The following is a 24913-nucleotide window of genomic DNA, read 5'->3' as shown; positions in this document are numbered from 1 at the left end:
TCAGGCCTCCGTTCCGGGGGTCTCCGCCGGAGCAGCGGCAGCGGCCTCGGCCTTGGGGGCCTCGGCAGCGGCGGTCTGCTGCGGCTTGCGGCCGCGGCCGCCGCGCTCGCCACCGCGACGCGGACGGTCGTTGCCACCACGGGCCGGGCGGTTGCCCGCACGGGCCGCGGCGTTCTCGGCGCGCACCTCGGCGATGTTCTTGACGTCGCCCTTGTAGATCCAGACCTTCACGCCGATGCGGCCGAAGGTGGTCTTGGCCTCGAAGAAGCCGTAGTCGACGTTCGCACGGAGGGTGTGCAGGGGCACACGGCCCTCGCGGTAGAACTCCGAGCGGGACATCTCGGCGCCGCCGAGACGGCCACCGCACTGGATCTTGATGCCCTTGGCGCCGGCCTTCATCGTCGACTGCATGCTCTTACGCATGGCGCGACGGAAGGAGACGCGGGAGGACAGCTGCTCGGCGACGGCCTGGGCCACGAGCTGAGCATCGGTCTCGGGGTTCTTGACCTCGAGGATGTTCAGCTGGACCTGCTTGCCGGTCAGCTTCTCGAGCTCACCGCGGATGCGGTCGGCCTCGGCGCCGCGGCGGCCGATGACGATGCCCGGGCGAGCGGTGTGGATGTCAACGCGGACGCGCTCACGGGTGCGCTCGATCTCCACCTTGGAGATACCGGCGCGCTCCATGCCCTTCGTCATCATGCGACGAATGGCGACGTCTTCCTTGACGTAGTCCTTGTACAGCTTGTCGGCGTACCAGCGGGACTTGAAGTCCGTCGTGACGCCGAGCCGGAACCCGTGCGGGTTTACCTTCTGGCCCATTACCGGGTTCCTTCCTTGCTGCTGACGACCACGGTGATGTGGCTGGTCCGCTTGCGGATCCGGTAGGCACGGCCCTGGGCACGCGGACGGAACCGCTTCAGGGTCGGACCCTCGTCGACGTACGCCTCGCTGATAACCAGCGTGGAGGCGTCCGTGTGGTCGTAGTTGTGCGCGGCGTTGGCAATGGCGCTGTCCAGCACCTTGCCCACCGGCACGCTCGCGGCCTGCGGGGCGAAACGCAGGACCGCCTGAGCCTCCGTGGCATCCATGCCACGGATAAGGTCCACCACGCGGCGGGCCTTCATGGGCGTGACGCGGATGTACCGCGCCTGGGCCCTGGCTTCCATGGTTGTCCCTTCGGTGTCAGTCATAGTCTTCGCACTCCGGTCGATCAGCGACGACGCGACTTGCGGTCGTCCTTCTCGTGGCCGCGGAAGGTGCGGGTCGGCGCAAACTCGCCGAGCTTGTGGCCGACCATCGACTCGGTGACGAACACCGGGACGTGCTTGCGGCCGTCGTGCACCGCGATCGTGTGGCCGAGCATGGCCGGGACGATCATGGAGCGGCGGGACCAGGTCTTGATGACGTTCTTGGTGCCAGCATCGTTCTGACCATCCACCTTCTTGGCGAGGTGGTCGTCGACGAAGGGCCCCTTCTTGAGACTGCGCGGCATCTAAACCCGCTCCTAGCGCTTCTTGTTCGTCTTGCGGCGGCGGACGATGTACTTGTTGCTGGCCTTCTTCGGCGAGCGAGTACGACCCTCCTTCTGGCCCCAGGGCGAGACCGGGTGGCGACCACCGGAGGTCTTGCCCTCACCACCACCGTGCGGGTGGTCGACCGGGTTCATCACGACACCACGCACGGTCGGGCGGACGCCCTTCCAGCGCATACGGCCGGCCTTGCCCCAGTTGATGTTCGACTGCTCGGCGTTGCCGACCTCGCCGACGGTGGCGCGGCAGCGCACGTCGACCAGGCGGATCTCACCGGACGGCATACGAAGGTGGGCCATCGCGCCCTCCTTCGCCAGCAGCTGCACGGAGGCACCGGCCGAGCGGGCGAACTTCGCACCGCCGCCCGGACGCAGCTCGATCGCGTGGATCGTCGTACCCACGGGGATGTGGCGCAGCGGCAGGTTGTTGCCCGGCTTGATGTCGGCGCCAGGGCCGTTCTCAATCCGAGCACCCTGGGCCAGGCCACGGGGCGCGATGATGTAGCGCTTCTCGCCGTCTGCGTAGTGCAGCAGCGCGATGCGCGCGGTGCGGTTCGGGTCGTACTCGATGTGCGCGACCTTGGCCGGCACGCCGTCCTTGTCGTGACGACGGAAGTCGATCACGCGGTAGGCGCGCTTGTGGCCACCGCCCTGGTGGCGAACGGTCACACGACCGGCGTTGTTACGGCCGCCCTTGCTGTGCAGCGGGCGGACCAGCGACTTCTCCGGCGTGGACCGCGTGATCTCGACAAAGTCGGCGACGCTGGAGCCACGACGGCCCGGGGTCGTCGGCTTGTACTTGCGGATACCCATTTCTCAGTCCTCGTCCGATTCCGGACGACTCGGACTCCGTTAGGAGACCGGGCCGCCGAAGATGTCGATACGGTCGCCCTCGGCGAGGGTCACGATGGCGCGCTTGGTGTTGGCGCGCTTGCCGTAACCGGTGCGGGTGCGCTTGCGCTTGCCCTGCCGGTTGATCGTGTTGACCCCGGTGACCTTGACCGAGAAGACCGCCTCGACGGCCTGCTTGATCTGGGTCTTGTTGGCACGCGGGTCGACGACGAACGTGTACTTGTTCTCGTCCAGCAGCGCGTAGCTCTTCTCGGAAACCACCGGCTTGACGAGAATGTCACGCGGGTCCGTGAAGGTCTTGCTGGTGACGACGGCCTCAGTCATCAGGCGTCGCTCCCTTCGGTCTCAGCGTTGGCCTTGGGGCCGGACACGAAGGACTCGAAGGCGGCCTTGGTGAAGACCACGTCGTCGGAGACGAGCACGTCGTACGTGTTCAGCTGGCCCGGCTCCAGGATGTGAACCTGGGGCAGGTTGCGGGCGGACAGCCACGCGGCCTCGTCGCTGCGCTCGGCGACCAGGAGCACGTTCTTGCGCTCGCTGACCTTGCCGAGAAGCGCCTTGGCGGCCTTGGTGGAAACCGCGCCCTCGACCACGCCGGAAACGACGTGGATGCGGCTGTTGCGGGCCCGGTCGGTGAGGGCACCGCGCAGCGCGGCGGCCTTCATCTTCTTCGGGGTCCGCTGGCTGTAGTCACGCGGCACGGGGCCGTGGACGACGCCACCGCCGGCGAACTGCGGCGCACGGGTCGAACCCTGGCGCGCGCGGCCGGTGCCCTTCTGGCGGTAAGGCTTCTTGCCACCGCCGCGGACCTCGCCGCGGGTCTTGGTCTTGTGCGTGCCCTGACGGGCCGCGGCCAGCTGCGCAACAACGACCTGGTGGATCAGCGGAACGCTGACCTTGGCGTCGAAGATCTCCGCGGGGAGCTCGACGGACCCGGCCTTGTCGCCAGCAGGCGAAAGGATGTCAATGGTGCTCATCGGTTACCTCAGGCCCCCTTGGCCGCGGTACGGACCAGGACGAGGCCGCCGTTCGGACCAGGAACTGCGCCCTTGATGAGCAGCAGACCCTTCTCCGCGTCAACGGCGTGGACGGTCAGGTTCTGGGTGGTGACCCGCTCATTGCCCATACGGCCGGCCATCCGCATGCCCTTGAACACGCGGCCCGGGGTGGCGCAGCCACCGATGGAGCCCGGCTTGCGGTGCACGCGGTGGGCACCGTGCGAGGCCTTGCCGCCGCCGAAGCCGTGACGCTTCATGACACCGGCGAAGCCCTTGCCCTTGCTCTTGCCGGTCACGTCCACCTTGACGCCGGACTCGAAGGTCTCAGCGGTCAGCTCCTGGCCGAGGGTGTACTCACCGGCGTCGGGAGTACGGACCTCGACGAGGTGACGGCGGGGGGTGACGTCGGCCTTCGCGAAGTGGCCCTTGAGGGGCTTGTTCACCTTGCGCGGGTCGATCTCGCCGAAGGCGATCTGGACGGAGTCGTAACCGTCCTGGTCATTGGTGCGCACCTGGGTAACGACACAGGGCCCGGCCTTGACGACGGTGACCGGAACAACACGGTTGTTCTCGTCCCACACCTGCGTCATACCGAGCTTCTCGCCCAGGATGCCCTTGATCTGCTTAGCCATCTCTCAGATCACCGACCCTCAGAGCTTGATCTCGATGTCGACACCGGCCGGGAGGTCGAGTCGCATCAGGGAGTCAACGGTCTTCGGCGTCGGGTCGAGGATGTCGATCAGGCGCTTGTGCGTGCGCATCTCGAAGTGCTCGCGCGAGTCCTTGTACTTGTGCGGCGACTTGATGACGCAGTACACGTTCTTTTCAGTGGGCAGCGGCACCGGGCCCGCGACCGACGCACCAGTGCGGGTCACCGTCTCGACGATCTTCTTCGCCGAGGAGTCGATGACCTCGTGGTCGTAGGCCTTGAGCCGGATGCGGATCTTCTGTCCCGCCATGGCTACTTCGTAGTCCTGTCTCTCGTAACGCTCTGGGACCCGGCAGGTTCGCGTCCTTCTCCGACCCACGCGGTCGGGCGTGTCGCACCCCTTCTCGTAAATCTCCGCACGGAAGATCCCTCAAGAAGGAGGAGGCGGGGGAAGGACACCCACCGGGCGCCTGGCCGAGGCACCCCGCTGACGCTTCCCGGAAGATTCCCGTATTTCCGGCCCTGAGAAGGGACGACGAATACCTGGGACTCGCTTCCGGTCCTCCCGGCGGGAGGCGCGCAGCATCGGCACTCAACCGAGCAACCTGGACAGTGTGCCATACGCCCGGCACCCAAGGCCAATCGACCCCCAACTGTCAAGGAGCCCCGCCCACCTTGCGGTGGGCGGGGCTCCTTGGAGTGCTCCGGAGAGCTACCAGGTCGAGCGGATCGTCTTACTTGACGATCTTGGTGACCTGGCCGGCGCCGACGGTCCGGCCACCCTCACGGATGGCGAACTTCAGGCCCTCCTCCATGGCGACCGGCTGGATCAGCTGGACGGACATCTCGGTGTTGTCGCCCGGCATGACCATCTCGGTGCCCTCGGGGAGGGTCACAACGCCCGTCACGTCCGTGGTACGGAAGTAGAACTGCGGACGGTAGTTGTTGAAGAACGGCGTGTGGCGGCCACCCTCGTCCTTGGACAGGATGTAGGCCTGCGCCTCGAACTCGGTGTGCGGGGTGACCGAGCCCGGCTTGATGATGACCTGGCCGCGCTCGACGTCCTCGCGCTTGATGCCGCGGAGCAGCAGACCGACGTTCTCACCGGCCTGGCCCTCGTCGAGCAGCTTGCGGAACATCTCGATGCCGGTGACCGTGGTGGTGGTCTTCTCGGTCTTGATGCCGATGATGTCGACGGTCTCGTTGACCTTGAGGACACCACGCTCGATACGACCGGTGACAACGGTGCCACGGCCGGTGATCGTGAAGACGTCCTCGATCGGCATCAGGAACGGCTTGTCGACGTCGCGCTCGGGCTGCGGGATCGACTCGTCGACGGCCTTCATCAGCTCGAGGACGGAGTTGCCCCACTCCTTGTCGCCCTCGAGCGCCTTGAGCGCCGAGACCTTGACGACCGGAACGTCGTCGCCGGGGAACTCGTACTCGGAGAGGAGCTCACGGACCTCGAGCTCGACGAGCTCCAGGATCTCCTCGTCGTCCACCATGTCGGCCTTGTTCAGGGCGACAACGATGTACGGAACGCCGACCTGGCGGGCCAGGAGCACGTGCTCCTTGGTCTGCGGCATCGGGCCGTCGGTCGCGGCGACCACGAGGATGGCGCCGTCCATCTGCGCCGCACCGGTGATCATGTTCTTGATGTAGTCCGCGTGACCGGGGCAGTCGACGTGCGCGTAGTGACGCGACTCGGTCTGGTACTCGACGTGCGCGATGGAGATGGTGATACCGCGCTGGCGCTCCTCAGGAGCCTTGTCGATCTGGTCGAAGGCCGAGGCCTCGTTCAGGTCCGGGTACGCGTCGTGCAGCACCTTGGTAATGGCGGCCGTGAGGGTCGTCTTACCGTGGTCAATGTGACCGATGGTGCCGATGTTGACGTGCGGCTTAGTCCGCTCGAACTTCGCCTTCGCCACTGGGGTCCTCCTGTGGAGTGGTTCTGTACGCCTTACTCATCGGCGCCAGGTGATCTTTGCTGGGGTGCCGGCTGACGGGGGCAATCCTCACGGTTTGCGGGGATTACCCCCCTCAGACGGTGTCAAGCCTAAAGCGTGTTGCGCTCCGGTTCTTACGGGACCGGAGTTACTCGCCCTTGGCCTTCGCGATGATCTCCTCGGCGACGTTCCGGGGAACCTCGGCGTAGGAGTCGAACTGCATCGAGTAGCTCGCGCGACCCGACGTCTTGCTGCGGAGGTCTCCGACGTAGCCGAACATCTCCGAGAGCGGAACCAGGCCCGTGACGAGCTTGGCGCCGCTGCGGTCCTCCATGGACTGGATCTGACCACGGCGGGAGTTGATGTCGCCGATCACGTCGCCCATGTAGTCCTCGGGCGTGGTGACCTCGACCTTCATCATCGGCTCGAGCAGGGCCGGGGAGGCCTTGCGGGCGGCCTCCTTGAAGGCCATCGAACCGGCGATCTTGAACGCCATCTCGGACGAGTCGACCTCGTGGAACGCGCCGTCGAGCAGCGTGACCTTGACACCGGTCAGCGGGTAGCCGGCGAGAACACCGAACTCCATGGCCTCCTGGCAGCCCGCGTCCACGGACGGGATGTACTCCCGCGGGATACGGCCACCGGTGACCTTGTTCTCGAACTCGTACCCGTCGCCCTCGAGGGGCTCCAGCGCGATCTGGACCTTCGCGAACTGACCGGAACCACCGGTCTGCTTCTTGTGCGTGTAGTCCAGGCGCTCGACCGGCTTGCGCAGGGTCTCGCGGTAGGCGACCTGCGGCTTGCCGACGTTGGCCTCGACCCGGAACTCACGCTTCATACGGTCGACCAGCACGTCGAGGTGCAGCTCGCCCATACCCGCGATGATGGTCTGGCCGGTCTCCTCGTCGGTGTGCACCTGGAACGAGGGGTCCTCTTCGGCGAGACGCTGGATGGCGACACCCAGCTTCTCCTGGTCGCCCTTGGACTTGGGCTCGATGGCGACCTGGATGACCGGGGCCGGGAACTCCATCGACTCCAGGATGACCTGGTTGGCGGAGTCACAGAGGGTCTCACCGGTGGTGGTCTGCTTCAGACCCATGACGGCGACGATGTCACCGGCACCCACCGAGTCGATCTCCTCACGCTTGTTCGCGTGCATCCGGTAGATCTTGCCGATGCGCTCCTTCTTGCCCTTCACCGAGTTCTGCACCTGCGAGCCGGCCTCAAGGCGACCCGAGTACACGCGGATGAAGGTGAGCTTGCCCAGGTGGGGGTCGCTCGCAATCTTGAACGCCAGGGCGGCCAGCGGCTCGTCCTCGGACGGCTTGCGCTTGACGACCTCCTCCGGGTCGTTGACCGCGTGGCCCTCGATGGCCTCGACGTCAAGCGGGGAGGGGAGGTAGCGCACGACCGCGTCGAGCAGGGGCTGGACGCCCTTGTTCTTGAACGCGGTACCGCAGAACACCGGGGTGACCGTGGTGTTCTCGGCCTTGCCGGAGGCGATGGTGATCCGGCGGATCGCCGCGTAGAGCTGCTCCTCGGTGGGCTCCTGGCCCTCCAGGTAGAGCTCCATGACCTCTTCGTCGTTCTCGGCGACGACCTCGAGGAGCTTGCCGCGCCATTCGTCGGCGGCCTCGATGTGCGTGTCCGGGATGTCGACGGTGTCGTACATCTCGCCCTTGGCGGCCTCGGCCGACCAGACGAGAGCCTTCATCTTGACGAGGTCGACGACGCCCTTGAAGTCCATCTCGGTACCGATGGGCAGCTGCATCACGATCGGGGTCGCGCCGAGGCGGTCCGTGATCATGTCGACGCAGCGGTGGAACTCGGCACCCGTACGGTCGAGCTTGTTGACGAAGCAGATGCGCGGCACGCCGTAGCGGTCCGCCTGACGCCAAACGGTCTCGGACTGGGGCTCCACACCGGCAACACCGTCGAACACCGTCACCGCACCGTCGAGCACGCGCAGCGAACGCTCCACCTCGACGGTGAAGTCGACGTGGCCCGGGGTGTCGATGATGTTGATGGTGTTGTCGACGTTGTCCAGCGGCCAGTGGCAGGTCGTCGCGGCAGACGTGATCGTGATGCCGCGCTCCTGCTCCTGCTCCATCCAGTCCATCGTGGCAGCGCCGTCGTGGACCTCACCGATCTTGTACGAAACACCGGTGTAGAACAGGATCCGCTCGGTGGTGGTCGTCTTGCCCGCGTCGATGTGGGCCATGATCCCGATGTTGCGGACCTTGGCCAGGTCAAGCGAAGTGGTAGCCATAGTGGCTCAATCTTCTCTCGGTCTCGATGTGGGTTGCGACTACCAGCGGTAGTGCGCGAAGGCCTTGTTGGACTCGGCCATCTTGTGCGTGTCCTCACGCTTCTTGACCGAAGCGCCGAGGCCGTTGGAGGCGTCCAGCAGTTCGTTCATGAGGCGCTCGGTCATGGTCTTCTCGCGACGGGCGCGCGAGTAGCCCACGAGCCAGCGGAGCGAGAGGGTGGCGGCACGGCCGGGCTTGACCTCGACCGGGACCTGGTAGGTCGCGCCACCGACGCGGCGGGACTTGACCTCGAGGGTCGGCTTGATGTTCTCGAGCGCGCGCTTGAGGGTGATGACCGGGTCGTTGCCGGTCTTCTCGCGCAGCCCCTCCATGGCGCCGTAAACGATGCGCTCGGCGGTGGAGCGCTTTCCGTTCAGCAGCACCTTGTTGATGAGGGAGGTCACCAGAGGAGAACCGTAGACCGGGTCGATGATGACCGGGCGCTTCGGGGCGGGGCCCTTACGAGGCATTCTTACTTCTCCTTCTTGGCGCCGTAGCGGCTGCGAGCCTGCTTGCGGTTCTTGACGCCCTGCGTGTCGAGGGAGCCGCGGATGATCTTGTACCGAACACCCGGCAGGTCCTTCACACGGCCGCCACGCACGAGCACGATCGAGTGCTCCTGGAGGTTGTGGCCCTCACCCGGAATGTAAGCGGTGACCTCGATCCCGCTGGTCAGACGCACACGCGCGACCTTACGCAGGGCCGAGTTCGGCTTCTTCGGGGTGGTGGTGAAAACACGCGTGCAGACGCCGCGGCGCTGGGGGGAACCCTCGAGTGCGGGCGTCTTGTTCTTCTCGACCTTGTCCTGCCGGCCCTTGCGGACCAGCTGCTGGATCGTAGGCACCGTTTCTCCGGTTTCTGTGTGCCAGTCTCGGTAAAGCTAACCTGGAACGCTCCCGACCCACGCGGTCGGGTGTGTCGAATACTGCAGTCCGATTCCCGCTGGAACGGGAAGGCGGCAGATTGCGGTGTCGAGACCCGGCTTCCGTGCTGGTGGCCTCCCGGCCGGTGGCTTGGGAGATTGCGCGCACGGCAGCCCAGGGACACCCCAGGCACAAGGTCAGAGCGTACCTACCGCATTGGCTGCGGTCAAAACAAATGCACACGCGAAGGACACGCCGGACTCGTCACGGCGCTGCCGCCACCGTAGTGCGCGAGCGGCCCGTACGGAAGAAGGCGCAACGCCGCCGCAACACGGGTCAGAGGTTGACCGCCGCGAGCAGGATCCACACCAGGAACATCAGCGACCAGCCCCCGATCGCCAGCCAGCCCAGCACCAGCCCGGTGATGGCCTGCCCGTCCCCGCGCTCTCCGGTGCGGCGGATCTCGGCGCGCGCCTTGTGGCCCAGGATCACCGCCGGGATCGCGGTCAGCCCCCAGGTCACCGGCGTCATGAGGCCGCAGACCAGCGCGCCCGTCGCCGAGCTGTTCGTCGTCACCGGCGGCGGCATCTGCATCGGCAGGAACGTCGCCGGCACCGGCCGCTGCGGTACGAACTGCGCCTGCGGCACCGGCCCCATCGGCAGGTCCGAGACCAGCATCTGCAGCTCGGCGTGGGTCTGCGCCTGGTAGGCGCGGGTCAGCCGCTGCTCGTACTCGTTCTGCGACAACCGCCCCTCGGCGAACCCCGCCTTGAGCACATCGACCGCCCGCTCACGATCGGCGTGCGAGGCACGCATGGCAGGCACCTGATTCCACGGCTGCGCGGGCTGTCCACCCTGCCACGGCTGGAATGCCACGTCGCGACCCTCCCCCCGCTCGACAGTTCTCCCCATCTTCTCATCACAGACGCAGGGATGGGGGGACAAGTTCCCCCGCACGGCCCCCAATGCCGCAGGGCGGCCACCCCGGAGGATGGCCGCCCTGTGGACGGTGTACGGACCAGGATTACTGGTTGTACGGGCCGTAGTCGTAGTCCTCCAGCGGGACCGCCTGGCCGGAGCCGGTGCCGAAGGGCGAGTAGTCGATGTCGTCGTAACCGACGGCCGAGTACATCGCGGCCTTGGCCTCCTCGGTGGGCTCGACCCGGATGTTGCGGTAGCGGGACAGGCCCGTACCGGCCGGGATGAGCTTACCGATGATGACGTTCTCCTTGAGGCCGATGAGGCTGTCGGACTTGGCGTTGATCGCCGCGTCCGTCAGGACTCGGGTCGTCTCCTGGAAGGAGGCGGCCGACAGCCAGGATTCCGTCGCCAGCGAAGCCTTGGTGATACCCATCAGCTGCGGACGGCCGGAGGCCGGGTGGCCGCCTTCCGCCACGACGCGACGGTTCTCGCTCTCGAACTTCGTGCGCTCCACCAGCTCGCCCGGCAGCAGCTCCGCGTCGCCGGACTCGATGATCGTCACGCGGCGCAGCATCTGCCGGATGATGATCTCGATGTGCTTGTCGTGGATCGCCACGCCCTGGCTGTTGTAGACCTTCTGGACCTCGCCGACCAGGTGGACCTGGACGGCACGCTGGCCGAGGATCCGCAGCACGTCGTGCGGGTTGATCGCACCCACGGTCAGCGGCTGGCCGACCTGGACGTGGTCACCCTCGCCCACCAGCAGACGGGCGCGCTTGGAGACGCCGTACGCCGTCTCGTCGCTGCCGTCGTCCGGCGTGACGATGACCTTCTTGGTCTTCTCGGTCTCCTCGATCCGGACACGGCCGGCCGCCTCGGAGATCGGGGCGACACCCTTGGGCGTACGGGCCTCGAAGAGCTCGACGACACGCGGCAGACCCAGGGTGATGTCGTCACCGGCCACACCACCGGTGTGGAAGGTACGCATCGTCAGCTGGGTACCGGGCTCACCGATGGACTGGGCGGCGATGATGCCGACCGCCTCACCGATGTCGACCAGCTTGCCGGTGGCCAGCGAACGGCCGTAGCAGAAGGCACAGGTGCCGACCGCGGACTCACAGGTCAGGACCGAGCGGGTCTTGACCTCCTCGACGCCGTGCGCGACCAGCTGGTCGATGAGCACGTCACCGAGGTCGACGTTCGCGGAGGCGACGACCTTGCCGTCGACGACCACGTCTTCCGCCAGCATGCGGGCGTAGACGCTGGACTCGACGTCGTCCGCCTTGCGCAGGACACCGGCGGCGTCCTTCGAGGCGATCCGCAGCTTGAGGCCGCGCTCGGTGCCGCAGTCCTCCTCGCGAATGATGACGTCCTGGGAGACGTCGACCAGACGACGGGTGAGGTAACCGGAGTCGGCGGTACGAAGGGCGGTGTCCGCCAGACCCTTACGGGCACCGTGGGTGGAGATGAAGTACTCCAGCACGGACAGACCCTCGCGGAACGACGCCTTGATCGGACGCGGGATGGTCTCGTTCTTCGCGTTCGACACCAGACCACGCATACCGGCGATCTGCCGCATCTGCATCATGTTTCCTCGGGCACCCGAGTCAACCATCATGAAGATGGGGTTGGTCTTGGGGAAGTTCTCGTTCATCGCCTCGGCGACCTCGTTGGTCGCCTTGGTCCAGATGTTGATCAGTTCCTGAGTGCGCTCGTCCTTGGTGATCAGACCGCGCTCGTACTGCTTCTGGACCTTCTCGTCCTGGGCCTCGTAGCCCGCGACGATGGCCTTCTTGGCCTCCGGCACGACGATGTCCGAAACGGCGACGGTGACGCCGGAACGGGTCGCCCAGTGGAAGCCGGCCGCCTTCAGGTTGTCGAGCGTCGCCGCCACGATGACCTTGGGGTAGCGCTCGGCCAGGTCGTTGACGATCGCTGAGAGCTGCTTCTTGCCCACCGAGTAGTCGACGAACGGGTAGTCCTCGGGCAGCAGCTCGTTGAAGAGCGCACGGCCCAGGGTCGTCCGCAGCCGGAAGCTGTCACCCTGCTGCCACTCGGGCTCGCCCTCCTCCGGAACCGGCGGGGTCCAGCCGCGGGGCGGAACCGTACCGATCGGGAAGCGGATGTCGACCTTCGCCTGCAGCGAGAGCTCGCGGGCGTCGAAGGCCATGATCGCCTCGGCGACCGAGCCGAAGGCCCGGCCCTCGCCCTTGACCTCGCGCTCCTCTTCATCCGTGGTGAGGAAGAAGAGGCCGAGCACCATGTCCTGGGTCGGCATGGTGACCGGACGGCCGTCGGCCGGCTTGAGGATGTTGTTCGAGGACAGCATCAGGATGCGGGCCTCGGCCTGCGCCTCCGCGGACAGCGGGAGGTGGACGGCCATCTGGTCACCGTCGAAGTCCGCGTTGAACGCGGTGCAGACGAGCGGGTGGATCTGAATGGCCTTGCCCTCGACCAGCTGCGGCTCGAAGGCCTGGATGCCGAGGCGGTGCAGGGTGGGCGCACGGTTCAGCAGCACCGGGTGCTCGGCGATGACCTCTTCGAGGACGTCGTACACGACGGTGCGGCCGCGCTCGACCATGCGCTTGGCCGACTTGATGTTCTGCGCGTGGTTCAGGTCCACCAGGCGCTTCATCACGAACGGCTTGAAGAGCTCCAGCGCCATGGCCTTGGGCAGACCGCACTGGTGCAGCTTCAGCTGCGGGCCGACGACGATGACGGAACGCGCCGAGTAGTCGACTCGCTTACCGAGCAGGTTCTGACGGAAGCGGCCCTGCTTGCCCTTGAGCATGTCGGACAGCGACTTCAGCGGACGGTTGCCGGGGCCCGTGACCGGGCGACCACGACGGCCGTTGTCGAAGAGCGCGTCGACGGCCTCCTGGAGCATGCGCTTCTCGTTGTTCACGATGATCTCGGGCGCGCCGAGGTCGAGAAGCCGCTTCAGGCGGTTGTTGCGGTTGATCACGCGGCGGTACAGGTCGTTCAGGTCGGAGGTCGCGAAGCGGCCACCGTCCAGCTGCACCATCGGACGCAGGTCCGGCGGGATCACCGGGATGCAGTCCAGCACCATGCCCTTGGGGCTGTTGCGGGTCTGCAGGAAGGCGGAGACGACCTTCAGGCGCTTGAGCGCACGGGTCTTCTTCTGGCCCTTGCCGGTCCGGATGATCTCGCGGAGGCGCTCGGCCTCCTCCTCCAGGTCGAAGGTCTCCAGGCGCTTCTGCAGCGCCGCGGCACCCATCGAACCGTCGAAGTACGTGCCGAAGCGGTCGCGCAGCTCGCGGTAGAGCAGCTCGTCGCCCTCCAGGTCCTGGACCTTGAGGTTCTTGAAGCGGTTCCAGACCTCGTCGAGACGGTCGATCTCGCGCTGCGCACGGTCGCGCAGCTGCTTCATCTCACGCTCGGCGCCCTCGCGCACCTTGCGGCGCACGTCGGCCTTGGCGCCCTCGGCCTCCAGCTCGGCCAGGTCGGTCTCGAGCTTCTTGGCGCGGGCCTCCAGGTCGGAGTCGCGGCGCTGCTCGATCTGCTGGCGCTCGACGGAGACGTGGGCCTCCAGCGAGGGCAGATCGCGGGTGCGGCGCTCCTCGTCCACGAACGTGATCATGTACGCGGCGAAGTAGATGACCTTCTCGAGGTCCTTGGGGGCGAGGTCCAGCAGGTAGCCCAGCCGGCTCGGGACGCCCTTGAAGTACCAGATGTGGGTGACGGGAGCGGCCAGCTCGATGTGGCCCATCCGCTCACGGCGCACCTTGGCGCGAGTGACCTCGACGCCGCACCGCTCGCAGATGATGCCCTTGAAGCGGACGCGCTTGTACTTACCGCAGTAGCACTCCCAGTCCCGGGTCGGGCCGAAGATCTTCTCGCAGAAGAGGCCGTCCTTTTCGGGCTTGAGGGTGCGGTAGTTGATGGTCTCCGGCTTCTTGACCTCACCGTGGGACCACTGACGGATGTCGTCAGCGGTGGCGAGGCCGATCCGCAGCTCGTCGAAGAAGTTGACGTCGAGCACTATGCGTCAATCCCTCTCAGGGTCGTATCTAGATGGTCTGTACGGGGTCCGGGGCGGGGCCGGGAACTTCTTGGGCAGAAGCTCCCGGCCAGACCCGTCAGACCTCTTCGACGCTGCTCGGCTCGCGCCGGGACAGGTCGATGCCGAGCTCCTCCGCAGCGCGGAAGACGTCCTCGTCGGTGTCGCGCATCTCGATGGACATGCCGTCCGAGGACAGCACCTCCACGTTGAGGCACAGGGACTGCATCTCCTTGATGAGCACCTTGAAGGACTCGGGGATGCCGGGCTCCGGGATGTTCTCGCCCTTGACGATGGCCTCGTAGACCTTCACGCGGCCGGTGACGTCGTCGGACTTGATCGTCAGCAGCTCCTGGAGGGCGTATGCGGCGCCGTAAGCCTCCAGCGCCCACACCTCCATCTCACCGAAGCGCTGGCCACCGAACTGGGCCTTACCACCCAGCGGCTGCTGGGTGATCATCGAGTACGGACCGGTCGAGCGGGCGTGCAGCTTGTCGTCGACCAGGTGGTGGAGCTTGAGGATGTACATGTACCCGACCGAGATCGGGTCCGGGAACGGCTCACCGGAGCGGCCGTCGAAGAGCTGGGCCTTGCCGGAGCTCTTGACCATCCGCTCGCCGTCGCGGTTGGGGAGCGTCGACTCGAAGAGACCGGCGAGCTCGTCCTCGCGCGCACCGTCGAAGACCGGGGTCGCGACGTTGGTGCGGGGCGCGACGTCGTCGGCGCCGATCGCCTGGAGCCGCTGCTGCCACTCCTCGCCGCCCTCGACCTTCCAGCCCTGGCTGGCGAGCCAGCCGAGGTGGATCTCCAGGACCTGTCCCGGGTTCATTCGGGACGGGACACCCAGCGGGTTGAGGATGATGTCGACCGGGGTGCCGTCCTCCAGGAACGGCATGTCCTCGACCGGCAGGATCTTCGAGATGACGCCCTTGTTGCCGTGGCGGCCGGCGAGCTTGTCACCGTCGGTGATCTTGCGCTTCTGCGCGACGTAGACGCGGACCAGCTGGTTCACGCCCGGGGGCAGCTCGTCGCCCTCCTCACGGTCGAAGACGCGGACGCCGATGACCTTGCCGATCTCACCGTGCGGCACCTTCAGCGAGGTGTCGCGCACCTCGCGCGCCTTCTCACCGAAGATCGCGCGGAGCAGGCGCTCCTCGGGGGTCAGCTCGGTCTCACCCTTGGGCGTGACCTTGCCGACGAGGATGTCGCCGGCGACGACCTCGGCACCGATCCGGATGATGCCGCGCTCGTCGAGGTCGGAGAGGACCTCCTCGGAGACGTTCGGGATGTCCCGGGTGATCTCCTCGGGGCCGAGCTTGGTGTCACGGGCGTCGACCTCGTGCTCCTCGATGTGGATCGAGGAGAGGACGTCGTCCTGCACGAGGCGCTGCGACAGGATGATCGCGTCCTCGTAGTTGTGGCCCTCCCACGGCATGAACGCGACGAGCAGGTTCTTGCCGAGCGCCATCTCGCCTTCGTCCGTGGACGGACCGTCGGCGAGGACCTGGCCCTCGATGACCCGCGCGCCCTCGTCCACGACGACCTTCTGGTTGAAGGAGGTGCCCTGGTTGGAGCGGGTGAACTTGGCGACGCGGTACGTGGTGTACGTGCCGTCGTCGTTGGCGACGGTGATGTAGTCCGCGGAGACCTCCTGGACCACACCGTCCTTCTCCGCCTTGATGACGTCGCCGGCGTCGACCGCGCAGCGGTACTCCATGCCGGTGCCGACCAGCGGCGACTCCGCCTTGATCAGCGGAACGGCCTGGCGCATCATGTTCGATCCCATGAGCGCGCGGTTGGCGTCGTCGTGCTCGAGGAACGGGATCATGGCGGTCGCGGCCGACACCATCTGGCGCGGCGAGACGTCCATGAAGTGGACCTCGTCGGCGGGGACCAGGTCGACCTCGCCGCCACGGCGGCGGACCAGGACACGCTGCTCGGCGAACCGCATGTCGTCGGTCAGCTTCGCGTTGGCCTGGGCGATGAGGAAGCGGTCCTCCTCGTCGGCGGTGAGGTAGTCCACCTCTTCGGTGACCTGACCGTCGACGACCTTGCGGTACGGGGTCTCGATGAAGCCGAAGACGTTGACCCGGCCGTACGAGGCGAGCGAGCCGATCAGACCGATGTTCGGGCCTTCCGGCGTCTCGATCGGGCACATGCGGCCGTAGTGCGACGGGTGCACGTCACGGACGTCCAGGCCGGCCCGCTCACGGGAGAGACCACCCGGGCCCAGCGCCGACAGACGGCGCTTGTGGGTCAGACCCGACAGCGGGTTGGTCTGGTCCATGAACTGGGACAGCTGGCTGGTGCCGAAGAACTCCTTGATGGAGGCGACGACCGGCCGGATGTTGATCAGCGTCTGCGGCGTGATCGCCTCGACGTCCTGGGTGGTCATGCGCTCACGCACGACGCGCTCCATACGGGCCAGACCCGTGCGGACCTGGTTCTGGATGAGCTCGCCGACGTTGCGCAGACGACGGTTGCCGAAGTGGTCGATGTCGTCGGTCTCGACGACGATCGTGGTGCCGTTCTCGCCGATCGTCTCGGTCTCGCCGGCGTGCAGCTTCACCAGGTACTTGATCGTGGCGATGACGTCGTCGGTGGTGAGCACACCGGCGTCCAGCGGCTCGTCGCCACCGAGCTTCTTGTTGACCTTGTAGCGGCCGACCTTGGCGAGGTCGTAGCGCTTCGGGTTGAAGTAGAGGTTCTCGAGCAGCGTCTGCGCGGCCTCGCGGGTCGGCGGCTCGCCCGGACGCAGCTTGCGGTAGATGTCCAGCAGCGCGTCGTCCTGGCCCTGGGTGTGGTCCTTCTCCAGGGTGGCGCGCATGGACTCGTAGTCGCCGAACTCCTCGAGGATCTGCTCGGTGGTCCAGCCGAGCGCCTTGAGCAGGACGGTGACGGACTGCTTGCGCTTGCGGTCGATGCGCACACCGACCATGTCGCGCTTGTCGATCTCCATCTCCAGCCAGGCACCCCGGGACGGGATGATCTTGGCGGAGAAGATGTCCTTGTCGGACGTCTTGTCGATGGAGCTGTCGAAGTACACGCCCGGCGAGCGGACCAGCTGCGACACCACGACACGCTCGGTGCCGTTGATGACGAAGGTGCCCTTGTTCGTCATGAGCGGGAAGTCGCCCATGAAGACCGTCTGGGACTTGATCTCACCGGTCTCGTTGTTGGTGAACTCCGCCGTGACGAAGAGCGGCGCGGCGTAGGTGAAGTCGCGCTCCTTGCACTCGTCGATGGAGTTCTTCGGGGGCTCGAAGCGGTGGTCGCGGAACGTCAGCGACATCGACCCGGAGAAGTCCTCGATCGGGGAGATCTCTTCGAAGATCTCTTCGAGACCGGACTTGGTGGGAACTTCCTGCCCACTCTCCAGCGCAGCCTCGACGCGACCCTTCCATGCGGCATTGCCGAGCAGCCAGTCGAAGCTTTCGGTCTGCAGCGCAAGGAGGTTCGGAACCCCGAGGGGCTCCTTGATCTTCGCAAAAGAGATGCGCAGCGGGGCGGTGCTGTCGCCGTTGTTCGTATTGGCAGTCGAGGCGTTGCGCGAGGCGGCCAAGAGGGGGTCCTTCCGAGGGCTCGGACTCACTACGCGCGTACCGGTCCCGAATCGAGCAGACTGAGGGAAAGCCCAGGTCAGGGCGGATCATCCAGCTTTGCTCGGGCTCGGATATGCCCCTGGTGACGGGCAGGGAGCAGCTAACAGGCAGCGCAAAGGGTCAGTGTAGCCACAAGGCCCACTGATGTCCAGGGCGAGTTTCCGGAGACCGGTTCAGCACCGTGATACCGATCTTCTCCCTCCGGGAAGTCGCGTCCTCCGTCGCGCCGGAGGATCCCCTCGTTTGTTCTTCTCAATGCCCTGCGCCTGCCGAAAGCCCTGCGCCAGTGGCGCACACCGATGCTTCCCTCTTCGTCGGCGATCCATGCCTCGAACCCTGGATCGCTTCAGCGTCGCGTCCCGAGAATTGCGCGCCGCGTCCGGTTCGTCAAGGCCCCCCACCTCTGCGAGATCGTCACATGGGAGCACGTCCGGGCAACGAAGATCACCATACTCGCACTCCGGCCGGAGACAACGCAGCCCGGGCGAGCACGCCGAAGGGCGACCACCCGCATGGGTGATCGCCCTTGGCTGGGTGTCCGTTACACCTCAGGTGACACGGACGTGAGTCGGAGACTCAGTGGGGTCACTTGACCTCGACGGAGGCACCGGCGCCCTTGAGGGCCTCGGCAGCCTTGTCGGCGGCGTCCTTGGCGACCTTCTCGAGGACCGGCTTCGGGGTGCCGTCGACGAGGTCCTTGGCCTCCTTCAGGCCCAGGGAGGTCAGCTCACGCACGACCTTGATGACCTGGATCTTCTTGTCGCCGGCACCGGTGAGGATGACGTCGAACTCGTCCTTCTCCTCCTCGGCGGCGGCGGCCGGGGCACCCGGGGCACCGGCGGCGACGACGGCGGCCGGGGCGGCAGCGGTGACGTCGAACTTCTCCTCGAACGCCTTCACGAACTCGGAGAGCTCGATGAGGGTCATCTCCTCGAACTGCGCGAGCAGGTCTTCCTGGCTGAGCTTCGCCATGATGGGCGGTCCTTCCACTAATTCGGCTGGTGCCGGATGTACATGTGAGGCGGGCGTACGTTCGGGCCCGCTGTGGCCTCCCGGCCTAGGCGTACCTGGGCGCGGGGTGCCAATGTGCGAGCCGAATTACTCGGCACCGCCCTGCTCGGCCTGCTTGGCGCGAAGCGCTTCCGCGGTGCGGACGAACTTCGACGGCAGCGCCTGGAAGAGCGCGGCAGCCTGCGACTGCTTGCCCTTCATGGCACCGGCCAGCTTGCTGAGCAGAACCTCGCGGGACTCGAGGTCCGCAAGCTTCTTGATCTCGTCGGCGGACAGCGCCTTGCCTTCAAGGACACCGCCCTTGATGACGAGAGCGGGGTTGTCCTTGGCGAAGTCACGAAGACCCTTCGCCGCCTCGACCGGGTCACCGGTCACAAAGGCGACAGCCGTCGAGCCACTGAGGTGCTCGTCCAGCTGAATCCCGGCCTCATTGGCCGCGATCTTGGTCAGCGTGTTCTTCACCACACGGTACTGAGCGTTCTCGCCGAGAGAACGACGCAGCTCCTTGAGCTGCGCCACAGTCAGTCCGGTGTAAGAGGTCACAACAGCTGCGTTGGAGTCACGCAGCTTCTGCGTGATCTCCTCAACGGCTGCGATCTTGTCGGACGTCGCCATGAGCCTCGGCCTCCTTCCGGGTGATGAGGACCGCGCAGAAGGGGCTGGGCAAAACAAACGCCCCGGCGCAGGCGCACGGGGCGAGAACTCGACCAGGCTGACGCCCGGGAGCTTTCTTCCTCAGTCACCTGCGCAGGTCGTCCGCAGCTAGCGGATCCTTCGGCCTCCACACGCCCGGGTTCGGACGCGCAGCGACAACCAGCGGTCTTTGGCTTCCCGCATACGGTACGGGAGCGACCCGCGTCAGGCAAATCGGCCGACAGGGGGCGCCGGCCACGCCCCCTGCCCGCCGTTCAGCGGCTCACTTACGGCTTGCCGACCTTGTCGAAGTCCACCGTGTCACCGGCGGGCGGCGTCTGGTCGGTGACCTTGGTGCCGTAGTTGGAGTAGAAGACCGTCGAGTCGTACGGAACCTTGCCGCCGACCAGCTGCTCACGCTTCTTGACCAGCAGGTTGTCCGGGCCGATCCACAGGTCGATGGACTCCTGGCCGGCACCGGACGTCTTGAGCTGCTGCTCCAGCGCCTTCATGTCCGTCTCGCTGACGTTCTTCGACTGCATGCGGGTCAGCTCGGAGATCGAGAGGGTGCCGGTGTAGTGGCTGGCCTGGACGCCGCGGACGTCCTCCTTGCCGACCGCCTTGACCTTGCCGGAGGCGATCAGCAGCTCCATCGCCCGGGTGGGGTTGTTGTTGTTCATCTGGTCCTTGATCAGGGCGCCGGCCGGGCCCATCTTCTTGGCCAGGGCGTCGTAGCCGTACTTGATCCAGGACTTGCCGCCCACCGGCGTGCCCATGTTCATGTACATCGCGTCCGACGTGTACACCGCCTTCGTGGGCCGGCCGGCCATCATCCCCGCGGACTGCTTGATGTCGAGGTTCATCCGCATGCCCTGGGACCAGTCCATCGCACCCTTCATCGACTGGGTGGAGGTGGCGTTCTTGAGCGTGCCATCGACCTCGGCGGACTTCTTGCCGTCCGTCTGCTGCGCGGCCGTCTTCAGCGACGCCAGCGCGACCTGGAGCGGGGACTGGCCGGAGCCCGATCCGCCGCCGCTGCCGCCGGCGTTGTCGCTCTTGCCACCGTTACAGGCGGTCAGGCCGGCCATCATGACAACTCCCGCCACCACGGCGGTCATACGCGTGCTGCGCACTGGGCTCCCCCTTTGGATATCCCTTACTGGGCGTCGGGAGGACTTTAGACCAGAGGGGTGACACCGCATGCGTCAGGCCCCGCTCTCCGTGCGGGAGAACGGGGCCTGAGGCGTTACGCGCGCTACGAGGCGTCGATCAGGGAGATCAGACGGCCTCGTCCTCGACGAGGAGGTTGCGGGTGCGGTTGCTGTCCACCGGGATGCCGGGGCCCATCGTGGTGGTGATGGTGGTCTTCTTGATGTACCGGCCCTTGGCGGCGGACGGCTTGAGGCGGGTGATCTCCTCAAGGGCCGCGGCGTAGTTCTCCACCAGCTTGGTCTCGTCGAAGGAGACCTTGCCGATGATGAAGTGGAGGTTCGCGTGCTTGTCCACGCGGAACTCGATCTTGCCGCCCTTGATGTCGGTGACGGCCTTCGCGACGTCCGGGGTGACCGTGCCGGTCTTCGGGTTCGGCATCAGACCACGGGGACCGAGCACGCGGCCGAGGCGGCCGACCTTGCCCATCAGGTCCGGGGTGGCGACGACGGCGTCGAAGTCCAGACGGCCCTTGGAGACCTCGTCGATCAGTTCGTCCGAGCCGACGATGTCGGCGCCGGCGGCTTCCGCGGCCGCAGCACGGTCACCGGTCGCGAAGACCAGGACCCGGGCGGTCTTACCGGTGCCGTGCGGGAGGTTCACGGTGCCACGGACCATCTGGTCGGCCTTGCGCGGGTCGACGCCCAGACGCATGGCGACCTCGACGGTCGCGTCGAACTTGACGGACGTGGTGTCCTTGGCGAGACGGACGGCCTCGAGCGGGGCGTACAGACGCTCCCGGTCGATCTTCGCGTCCGCGTTGCGAAGAGTCTTGCTGCGCTTCACTTCTGCTCCTGATGCAGTGGGATGGAGTCGTGGTCCGGACCAGCGCCTGGTCCTGCCACGGGGTGCCAAGAGGGGGCTGGGATCAGCCCTCGACCGTGATGCCCATGGAACGGGCGGTGCCGGCGATGATCTTCTCGGCGGCGTCCAGGTCGTTGGCGTTCAGGTCGGGCATCTTGGTGGTGGCGATGTCACGGACCTGGTCGCGGGTGATCTTGGCGACCTTGGTCTTGTGCGGCTCGCCGGAGCCCTTCTCCACGCCCGCGGCCTTCAGGATGAGCTTGGCGGCCGGGGGGGTCTTGGTGACGAAGGTGAAGGAACGGTCCTCGTAGACCGTGATCTCCACCGGCACGACCATGCCACGCTGCGACTCGGTCGCGGCGTTGTAGGCCTTGCAGAACTCCATGATGTTGACGCCGTGCTGACCCAGCGCGGGGCCGACCGGCGGAGCCGGGTTAGCGGCACCGGCCTGGATCTGGAGCTTGATGAGCCCCGTGACCTTCTTCTTCTTGGGAGGCATGCTCTCTCCGGGTCCTAGTGAGAGGTGTTTCGCCGATCCATCCGGTCATCCGGATGGAGGCATACCGCACAACGATAACGGGTATGGTCGCGCGGCCAAAAACCGACAGGTCAGACAGGCTGCGCCCGTCTGACCTGGCCGGTGGCTGGTGGTCCGGAAAGGCCGTACGGCCCTCCCGGATCAGGGGAACTCGATCAGTTCTTCTGGATCTGGTCGAAGGACAGCTCGACCGGGGTCTCCCGGCCGAAGATCTCGACCAGGCCCTTGACCTTCTTCGAGTCGGCGTTGATCTCGTTGATCGTCGCCTGGAGGGTCGCGAACGGGCCGTCGGTGACCGTGACGGAGTCGCCCACCTCGAAGTCCAGCACCTGGACCTCGACCTTGCGGGACGGGGCCGGCTTGCCCTCGGCCGCGGCGGCCTCCTTGGCGGCCTTCTCCTCGGCCTCCGGCGCGAGCATCTTGACGATCTCGTCCAGCGTCAGCGGGTAGGGGTCGTAGGCGTTGCCGACGAAGCCGGTGACGCCGGGGGTGTTGCGGACCACGCCCCAGGACTCGTTCGTCAGGTCCATGCGCACGAGCACGTAGCCCGGGAGCTTGTTCTGGCGGACGGTACGGCGGTCGCCGTTCTTGATCTGGACGACCTCTTCCTGCGGCACCTCGGCCTGGAAGATGTAGTCCTCGACGTTCAGCGAGACGGCGCGCTGCTCGAGGTTGGTCTTCACGCGGTTCTCGTAGCCCGCGTAGGTGTGGATGACGTACCACTCACCGGGCAGACCGCGCAGTTCGTCGCGGAGGGCGGCCACCGGGTCGACCGGCTCCTGCTCCTCGGCCAGCTCGTCCTCGGCGACCTCGGCGGTGGCCTCGGCGTCCTCCTCGACGTGCACCGCGGCCTCTTCGGCGGGCTCGCTGGCGGCGGCTTCCTCGGCGTCGAGCTCGTCGACGGTGTCGGCGCCCTCGACGATCTCCTGCGCGGTGTCGTCGCCCTCGACCTCGGCCGAGGCAGCCGCGTCAACGTCGGCCGCTGCCGTCTCGGCGGATTCGGCGGCGTCGTTCAGGTTCGGGTCAGACACGGTGGCTGCTTCTTCCTGGCTTCAAGGGGTTGAACATGCGAAATGGCGCCCGCGCAGGCGCCCTCCGCGGGATCAGCCGAAGACGTACCCGACGACTCGGTTGATTCCCAAGTCAATCACGGTTACGAGACCGATGATGATGACAACGAAGACGATCACCACACTGGTGTACGTCGACAGCTGGCTGCGCGTGGGCCAGACGACCTTGCGGAGCTCCGCGATGACCTGGCGGTAGAAAAGCGCAAGACGCGCGAAGGGACCCTTCTTGCCGCGCTTGCCGCCGCGCCGGGGCTTCTTCTGGGACTCGGCGGCCTCGTCCTCGGAGCGACCGCGCTCAGGCATGTCGATGGAGCCCAGGGCGTCCGTCACTCGTCCTCACCTGAATCCGGTTCGTGGCCGTGCCGCGCCCTGCCCTGCCGCACGGCGGTGCATTTCATACGTACACGTGCACGCACTGCGGTGAGAGTGCGTGTAGCAGGGCCGGAGGGACTTGAACCCCCAACCGCTGGTTTTGGAGACCAGTGCTCTACCAATTGAGCTACGACCCTTTGTGGTTCCCCCAACCTACCGCATACGGGCGACTGCACTAAGTGCGTTCGCCGCGCCTGCCTGTTGAGGGCCAACGGTCAGCGAGTGTACGTGCTTCCGGGCCGGGCGTCGAACACGATCCCTCCGGGTGGTGGCCGCAAACCCGCGTACCGGGCCCGGCGGAGGTCTGCAACGATGCATGTATGAGCGCTGCGAACCCTTCCGTTTCGTCCCCCGCCGACCGCCGGGTCTCGGCCCGCGTCGGTTCGATCTCCGAGTCCGCGACCCTCGCCGTCGACGCCAAGGCGAAGGCCCTCAAGGCCGCCGGACGCCCGGTGATCGGCTTCGGCGCCGGTGAGCCCGACTTCCCCACGCCCGACTACATCGTCGAGGCGGCCGTGGAGGCCTGCCGCAACCCGAAGTTCCACCGCTACACCCCGGCCGGCGGCCTCCCCGAGCTGAAGTCCGCGATCGTGGCGAAGACGCTGCGCGACTCGGGCTACGAGATCGAGGCGGCGAACGTCCTGGTGACGAACGGCGGCAAGCAGGCGATCTACGAGGCGTTCGCGGCGATCCTCGACCCGGGCGACGAGGTCATCGTGCCCGCTCCGTACTGGACCACCTACCCGGAGTCGATCCGGCTGGCGGGCGGTGTGCCGGTCGACGTGGTCGCGGACGAGACCACCGGCTACCGCGTGACCGTCGAGCAGCTGGAGGCGGCCCTCACGGAGCGCACGAAGGTGCTGCTGTTCGTCTCGCCGTCGAACCCGACCGGTGCGGTCTACTCCCGCGAGCAGATCGAGGCGGTCGGCCGCTGGGCCGCCGAGCACGGCCTGTGGGTCCTCACCGACGAGATCTACGAGCACCTGGTCTACGGCGACGCGCAGTTCGCGTCGCTGCCGGTGGTCGTGCCCGAGCTGCGCGACAAGTGCATCATCGTCAACGGCGTGGCCAAGACGTACGCGATGACCGGCTGGCGGGTGGGCTGGGCGATCGGCCCCAAGGACGTCATCAAGGCCGCGACGAACCTCCAGTCGCACGCCACCTCCAACGTCTCCAACGTCGCGCAGGCGGCGGCCATCGCGGCCGTCTCCGGCGATCTGACGGCCGTCGAGGAGATGAAGGTCGCCTTCGACCGGCGCCGCAAGACGATCGTGCGGATGCTCAACGAGATCGACGGCGTGCTGTGCCCGGAGCCCGAGGGCGCGTTCTACGCGTACCCGTCGGTGAAGGAGCTGCTCGGCAAGGAGATCCGCGGCAAGCGCCCGCAGAGCAGCGTGGAGCTGGCCGAGCTGATCCTGGAGGAGGCGGAGGTCGCCGTCGTCCCGGGTGAGGCCTTCGGCACCCCCGGCTACCTGCGGCTTTCCTACGCGCTGGGCGACGAGGACCTGGTCGAGGGCGTGTCCCGGATCCAGAAGCTGCTGGCGGAGGCGAAGTAGCCGCACACCGGTTTCGGTGGGTGAAGCGGGC

23 protein-coding genes and 1 tRNA gene are annotated in these 24913 nt (G+C 66.7%); 1 reads left to right on the top strand and 23 read right to left on the bottom strand.

The window, feature by feature from the left end; genetic code table 11:
• The 23 genes from rpsC to V2J85_RS31540 all read right to left on the bottom strand — a co-directional run bounded on the left by rpsC (position 1) and on the right by V2J85_RS31540 (position 23463).
• Positions 1-819: a 30S ribosomal protein S3 gene (gene rpsC, locus V2J85_RS31650; protein ID WP_261957047.1), complete on the bottom strand. Its 819-nt coding sequence runs from the start codon at positions 817-819 to the stop codon at positions 1-3.
• A complete protein-coding gene (gene rplV, locus V2J85_RS31645) occupies positions 819-1166 on the bottom strand; it encodes a 50S ribosomal protein L22 (protein ID WP_009997296.1) in 348 nt (115 codons plus the stop codon). Before rplV ends, rpsC begins: the two co-directional genes overlap by 1 nt.
• Before the next feature lie 44 nt (positions 1167-1210).
• Complete coding sequence (gene rpsS, locus V2J85_RS31640) at positions 1211-1492, bottom strand: 30S ribosomal protein S19 (protein ID WP_129279480.1); 282 nt, start codon at positions 1490-1492, stop codon at positions 1211-1213.
• A gap of 12 nt (positions 1493-1504) precedes the next feature.
• Positions 1505-2341: a 50S ribosomal protein L2 gene (gene rplB, locus V2J85_RS31635; RefSeq protein WP_006604876.1), complete on the bottom strand. Its 837-nt coding sequence runs from the start codon at positions 2339-2341 to the stop codon at positions 1505-1507.
• Positions 2342-2380: 39 nt separating this feature from the next.
• On the bottom strand, positions 2381-2704 hold the full coding sequence (rplW, locus tag V2J85_RS31630) for a 50S ribosomal protein L23 (protein ID WP_030413013.1): 324 nt from the start codon (positions 2702-2704) through the stop codon (positions 2381-2383).
• On the bottom strand, positions 2704-3357 hold the full coding sequence (rplD, locus tag V2J85_RS31625; protein WP_261957046.1) for a 50S ribosomal protein L4: 654 nt from the start codon (positions 3355-3357) through the stop codon (positions 2704-2706). Before rplD ends, rplW begins: the two co-directional genes overlap by 1 nt.
• 8 nt (positions 3358-3365) lie before the next feature.
• Positions 3366-4010, bottom strand: coding sequence for a 50S ribosomal protein L3 (rplC, locus tag V2J85_RS31620; RefSeq protein WP_030413011.1), 645 nt, complete (start codon positions 4008-4010; stop codon positions 3366-3368).
• Between the two features lie 18 nt (positions 4011-4028).
• On the bottom strand, positions 4029-4337 hold the full coding sequence (rpsJ, locus tag V2J85_RS31615; RefSeq protein ID WP_003948644.1) for a 30S ribosomal protein S10: 309 nt from the start codon (positions 4335-4337) through the stop codon (positions 4029-4031).
• A 424-nt stretch (positions 4338-4761) separates the two neighbouring features.
• The gene (tuf, locus tag V2J85_RS31610) at positions 4762-5955 is read right to left on the bottom strand and encodes an elongation factor Tu (RefSeq protein WP_261957045.1); all 1194 of its coding nucleotides are present in this window, start codon (positions 5953-5955) and stop codon (positions 4762-4764) included.
• A 166-nt stretch (positions 5956-6121) separates the two neighbouring features.
• Positions 6122-8242 (bottom strand): elongation factor G, encoded by a 2121-nt coding sequence (gene fusA / locus V2J85_RS31605; protein WP_261957044.1) that lies wholly within the window; start codon positions 8240-8242, stop codon positions 6122-6124.
• 39 nt (positions 8243-8281) lie between these two features.
• Complete coding sequence (gene rpsG, locus V2J85_RS31600) at positions 8282-8752, bottom strand: 30S ribosomal protein S7 (RefSeq protein ID WP_004571813.1); 471 nt, start codon at positions 8750-8752, stop codon at positions 8282-8284.
• A 2-nt stretch (positions 8753-8754) separates the two neighbouring features.
• On the bottom strand, positions 8755-9126 hold the full coding sequence (rpsL, locus tag V2J85_RS31595) for a 30S ribosomal protein S12 (protein ID WP_003948652.1): 372 nt from the start codon (positions 9124-9126) through the stop codon (positions 8755-8757).
• A 355-nt stretch (positions 9127-9481) separates the two neighbouring features.
• On the bottom strand, positions 9482-9961 hold the full coding sequence (locus V2J85_RS31590) for a DUF1707 and DUF4190 domain-containing protein (RefSeq protein WP_261957043.1): 480 nt from the start codon (positions 9959-9961) through the stop codon (positions 9482-9484).
• A 208-nt stretch (positions 9962-10169) separates the two neighbouring features.
• Positions 10170-14069 (bottom strand): DNA-directed RNA polymerase subunit beta', encoded by a 3900-nt coding sequence (locus tag V2J85_RS31585; protein WP_030413006.1) that lies wholly within the window; start codon positions 14067-14069, stop codon positions 10170-10172.
• A gap of 97 nt (positions 14070-14166) precedes the next feature.
• The gene (rpoB, locus tag V2J85_RS31580; RefSeq protein WP_330823507.1) at positions 14167-17649 is read right to left on the bottom strand and encodes a DNA-directed RNA polymerase subunit beta; all 3483 of its coding nucleotides are present in this window, start codon (positions 17647-17649) and stop codon (positions 14167-14169) included.
• 625 nt (positions 17650-18274) lie between these two features.
• Positions 18275-18661, bottom strand: coding sequence for a 50S ribosomal protein L7/L12 (gene rplL / locus V2J85_RS31575; protein WP_261957042.1), 387 nt, complete (start codon positions 18659-18661; stop codon positions 18275-18277).
• Between the two features lie 126 nt (positions 18662-18787).
• Complete coding sequence (gene rplJ, locus V2J85_RS31570) at positions 18788-19315, bottom strand: 50S ribosomal protein L10 (protein ID WP_261957041.1); 528 nt, start codon at positions 19313-19315, stop codon at positions 18788-18790.
• A gap of 305 nt (positions 19316-19620) precedes the next feature.
• Positions 19621-20466 (bottom strand): SCO4651 family lipoprotein, encoded by an 846-nt coding sequence (locus tag V2J85_RS31565; RefSeq protein WP_330823506.1) that lies wholly within the window; start codon positions 20464-20466, stop codon positions 19621-19623.
• Between the two features lie 145 nt (positions 20467-20611).
• On the bottom strand, positions 20612-21328 hold the full coding sequence (rplA, locus tag V2J85_RS31560; protein WP_201803183.1) for a 50S ribosomal protein L1: 717 nt from the start codon (positions 21326-21328) through the stop codon (positions 20612-20614).
• A gap of 82 nt (positions 21329-21410) precedes the next feature.
• Positions 21411-21845, bottom strand: a complete 435-nt coding sequence (rplK, locus tag V2J85_RS31555; protein ID WP_030412999.1) for a 50S ribosomal protein L11 — start codon at positions 21843-21845, stop codon at positions 21411-21413.
• A gap of 194 nt (positions 21846-22039) precedes the next feature.
• Positions 22040-22915, bottom strand: a complete 876-nt coding sequence (gene nusG, locus V2J85_RS31550) for a transcription termination/antitermination protein NusG (protein ID WP_330823503.1) — start codon at positions 22913-22915, stop codon at positions 22040-22042.
• Between the two features lie 72 nt (positions 22916-22987).
• The gene (gene secE / locus V2J85_RS31545) at positions 22988-23284 is read right to left on the bottom strand and encodes a preprotein translocase subunit SecE (protein ID WP_030412997.1); all 297 of its coding nucleotides are present in this window, start codon (positions 23282-23284) and stop codon (positions 22988-22990) included.
• Positions 23285-23390: 106 nt separating this feature from the next.
• Positions 23391-23463 (bottom strand) — tRNA-Trp (locus V2J85_RS31540).
• 183 nt (positions 23464-23646) lie between these two features.
• On the opposite strand from V2J85_RS31540, the gene V2J85_RS31535 reads away from it, so the two are divergent.
• Positions 23647-24882: a pyridoxal phosphate-dependent aminotransferase gene (locus V2J85_RS31535; protein WP_261957039.1), complete on the top strand. Its 1236-nt coding sequence runs from the start codon at positions 23647-23649 to the stop codon at positions 24880-24882.
• Positions 24883-24913 lie beyond the last annotated feature (31 nt).

The sequence above is a fragment of the Streptomyces bugieae genome, assembly GCF_036352915.1.
In the GTDB taxonomy this organism is placed as follows: domain Bacteria; phylum Actinomycetota; class Actinomycetes; order Streptomycetales; family Streptomycetaceae; genus Streptomyces; species Streptomyces endophytica.
This window is presented reverse-complemented; position numbering and strand designations above follow the sequence as displayed.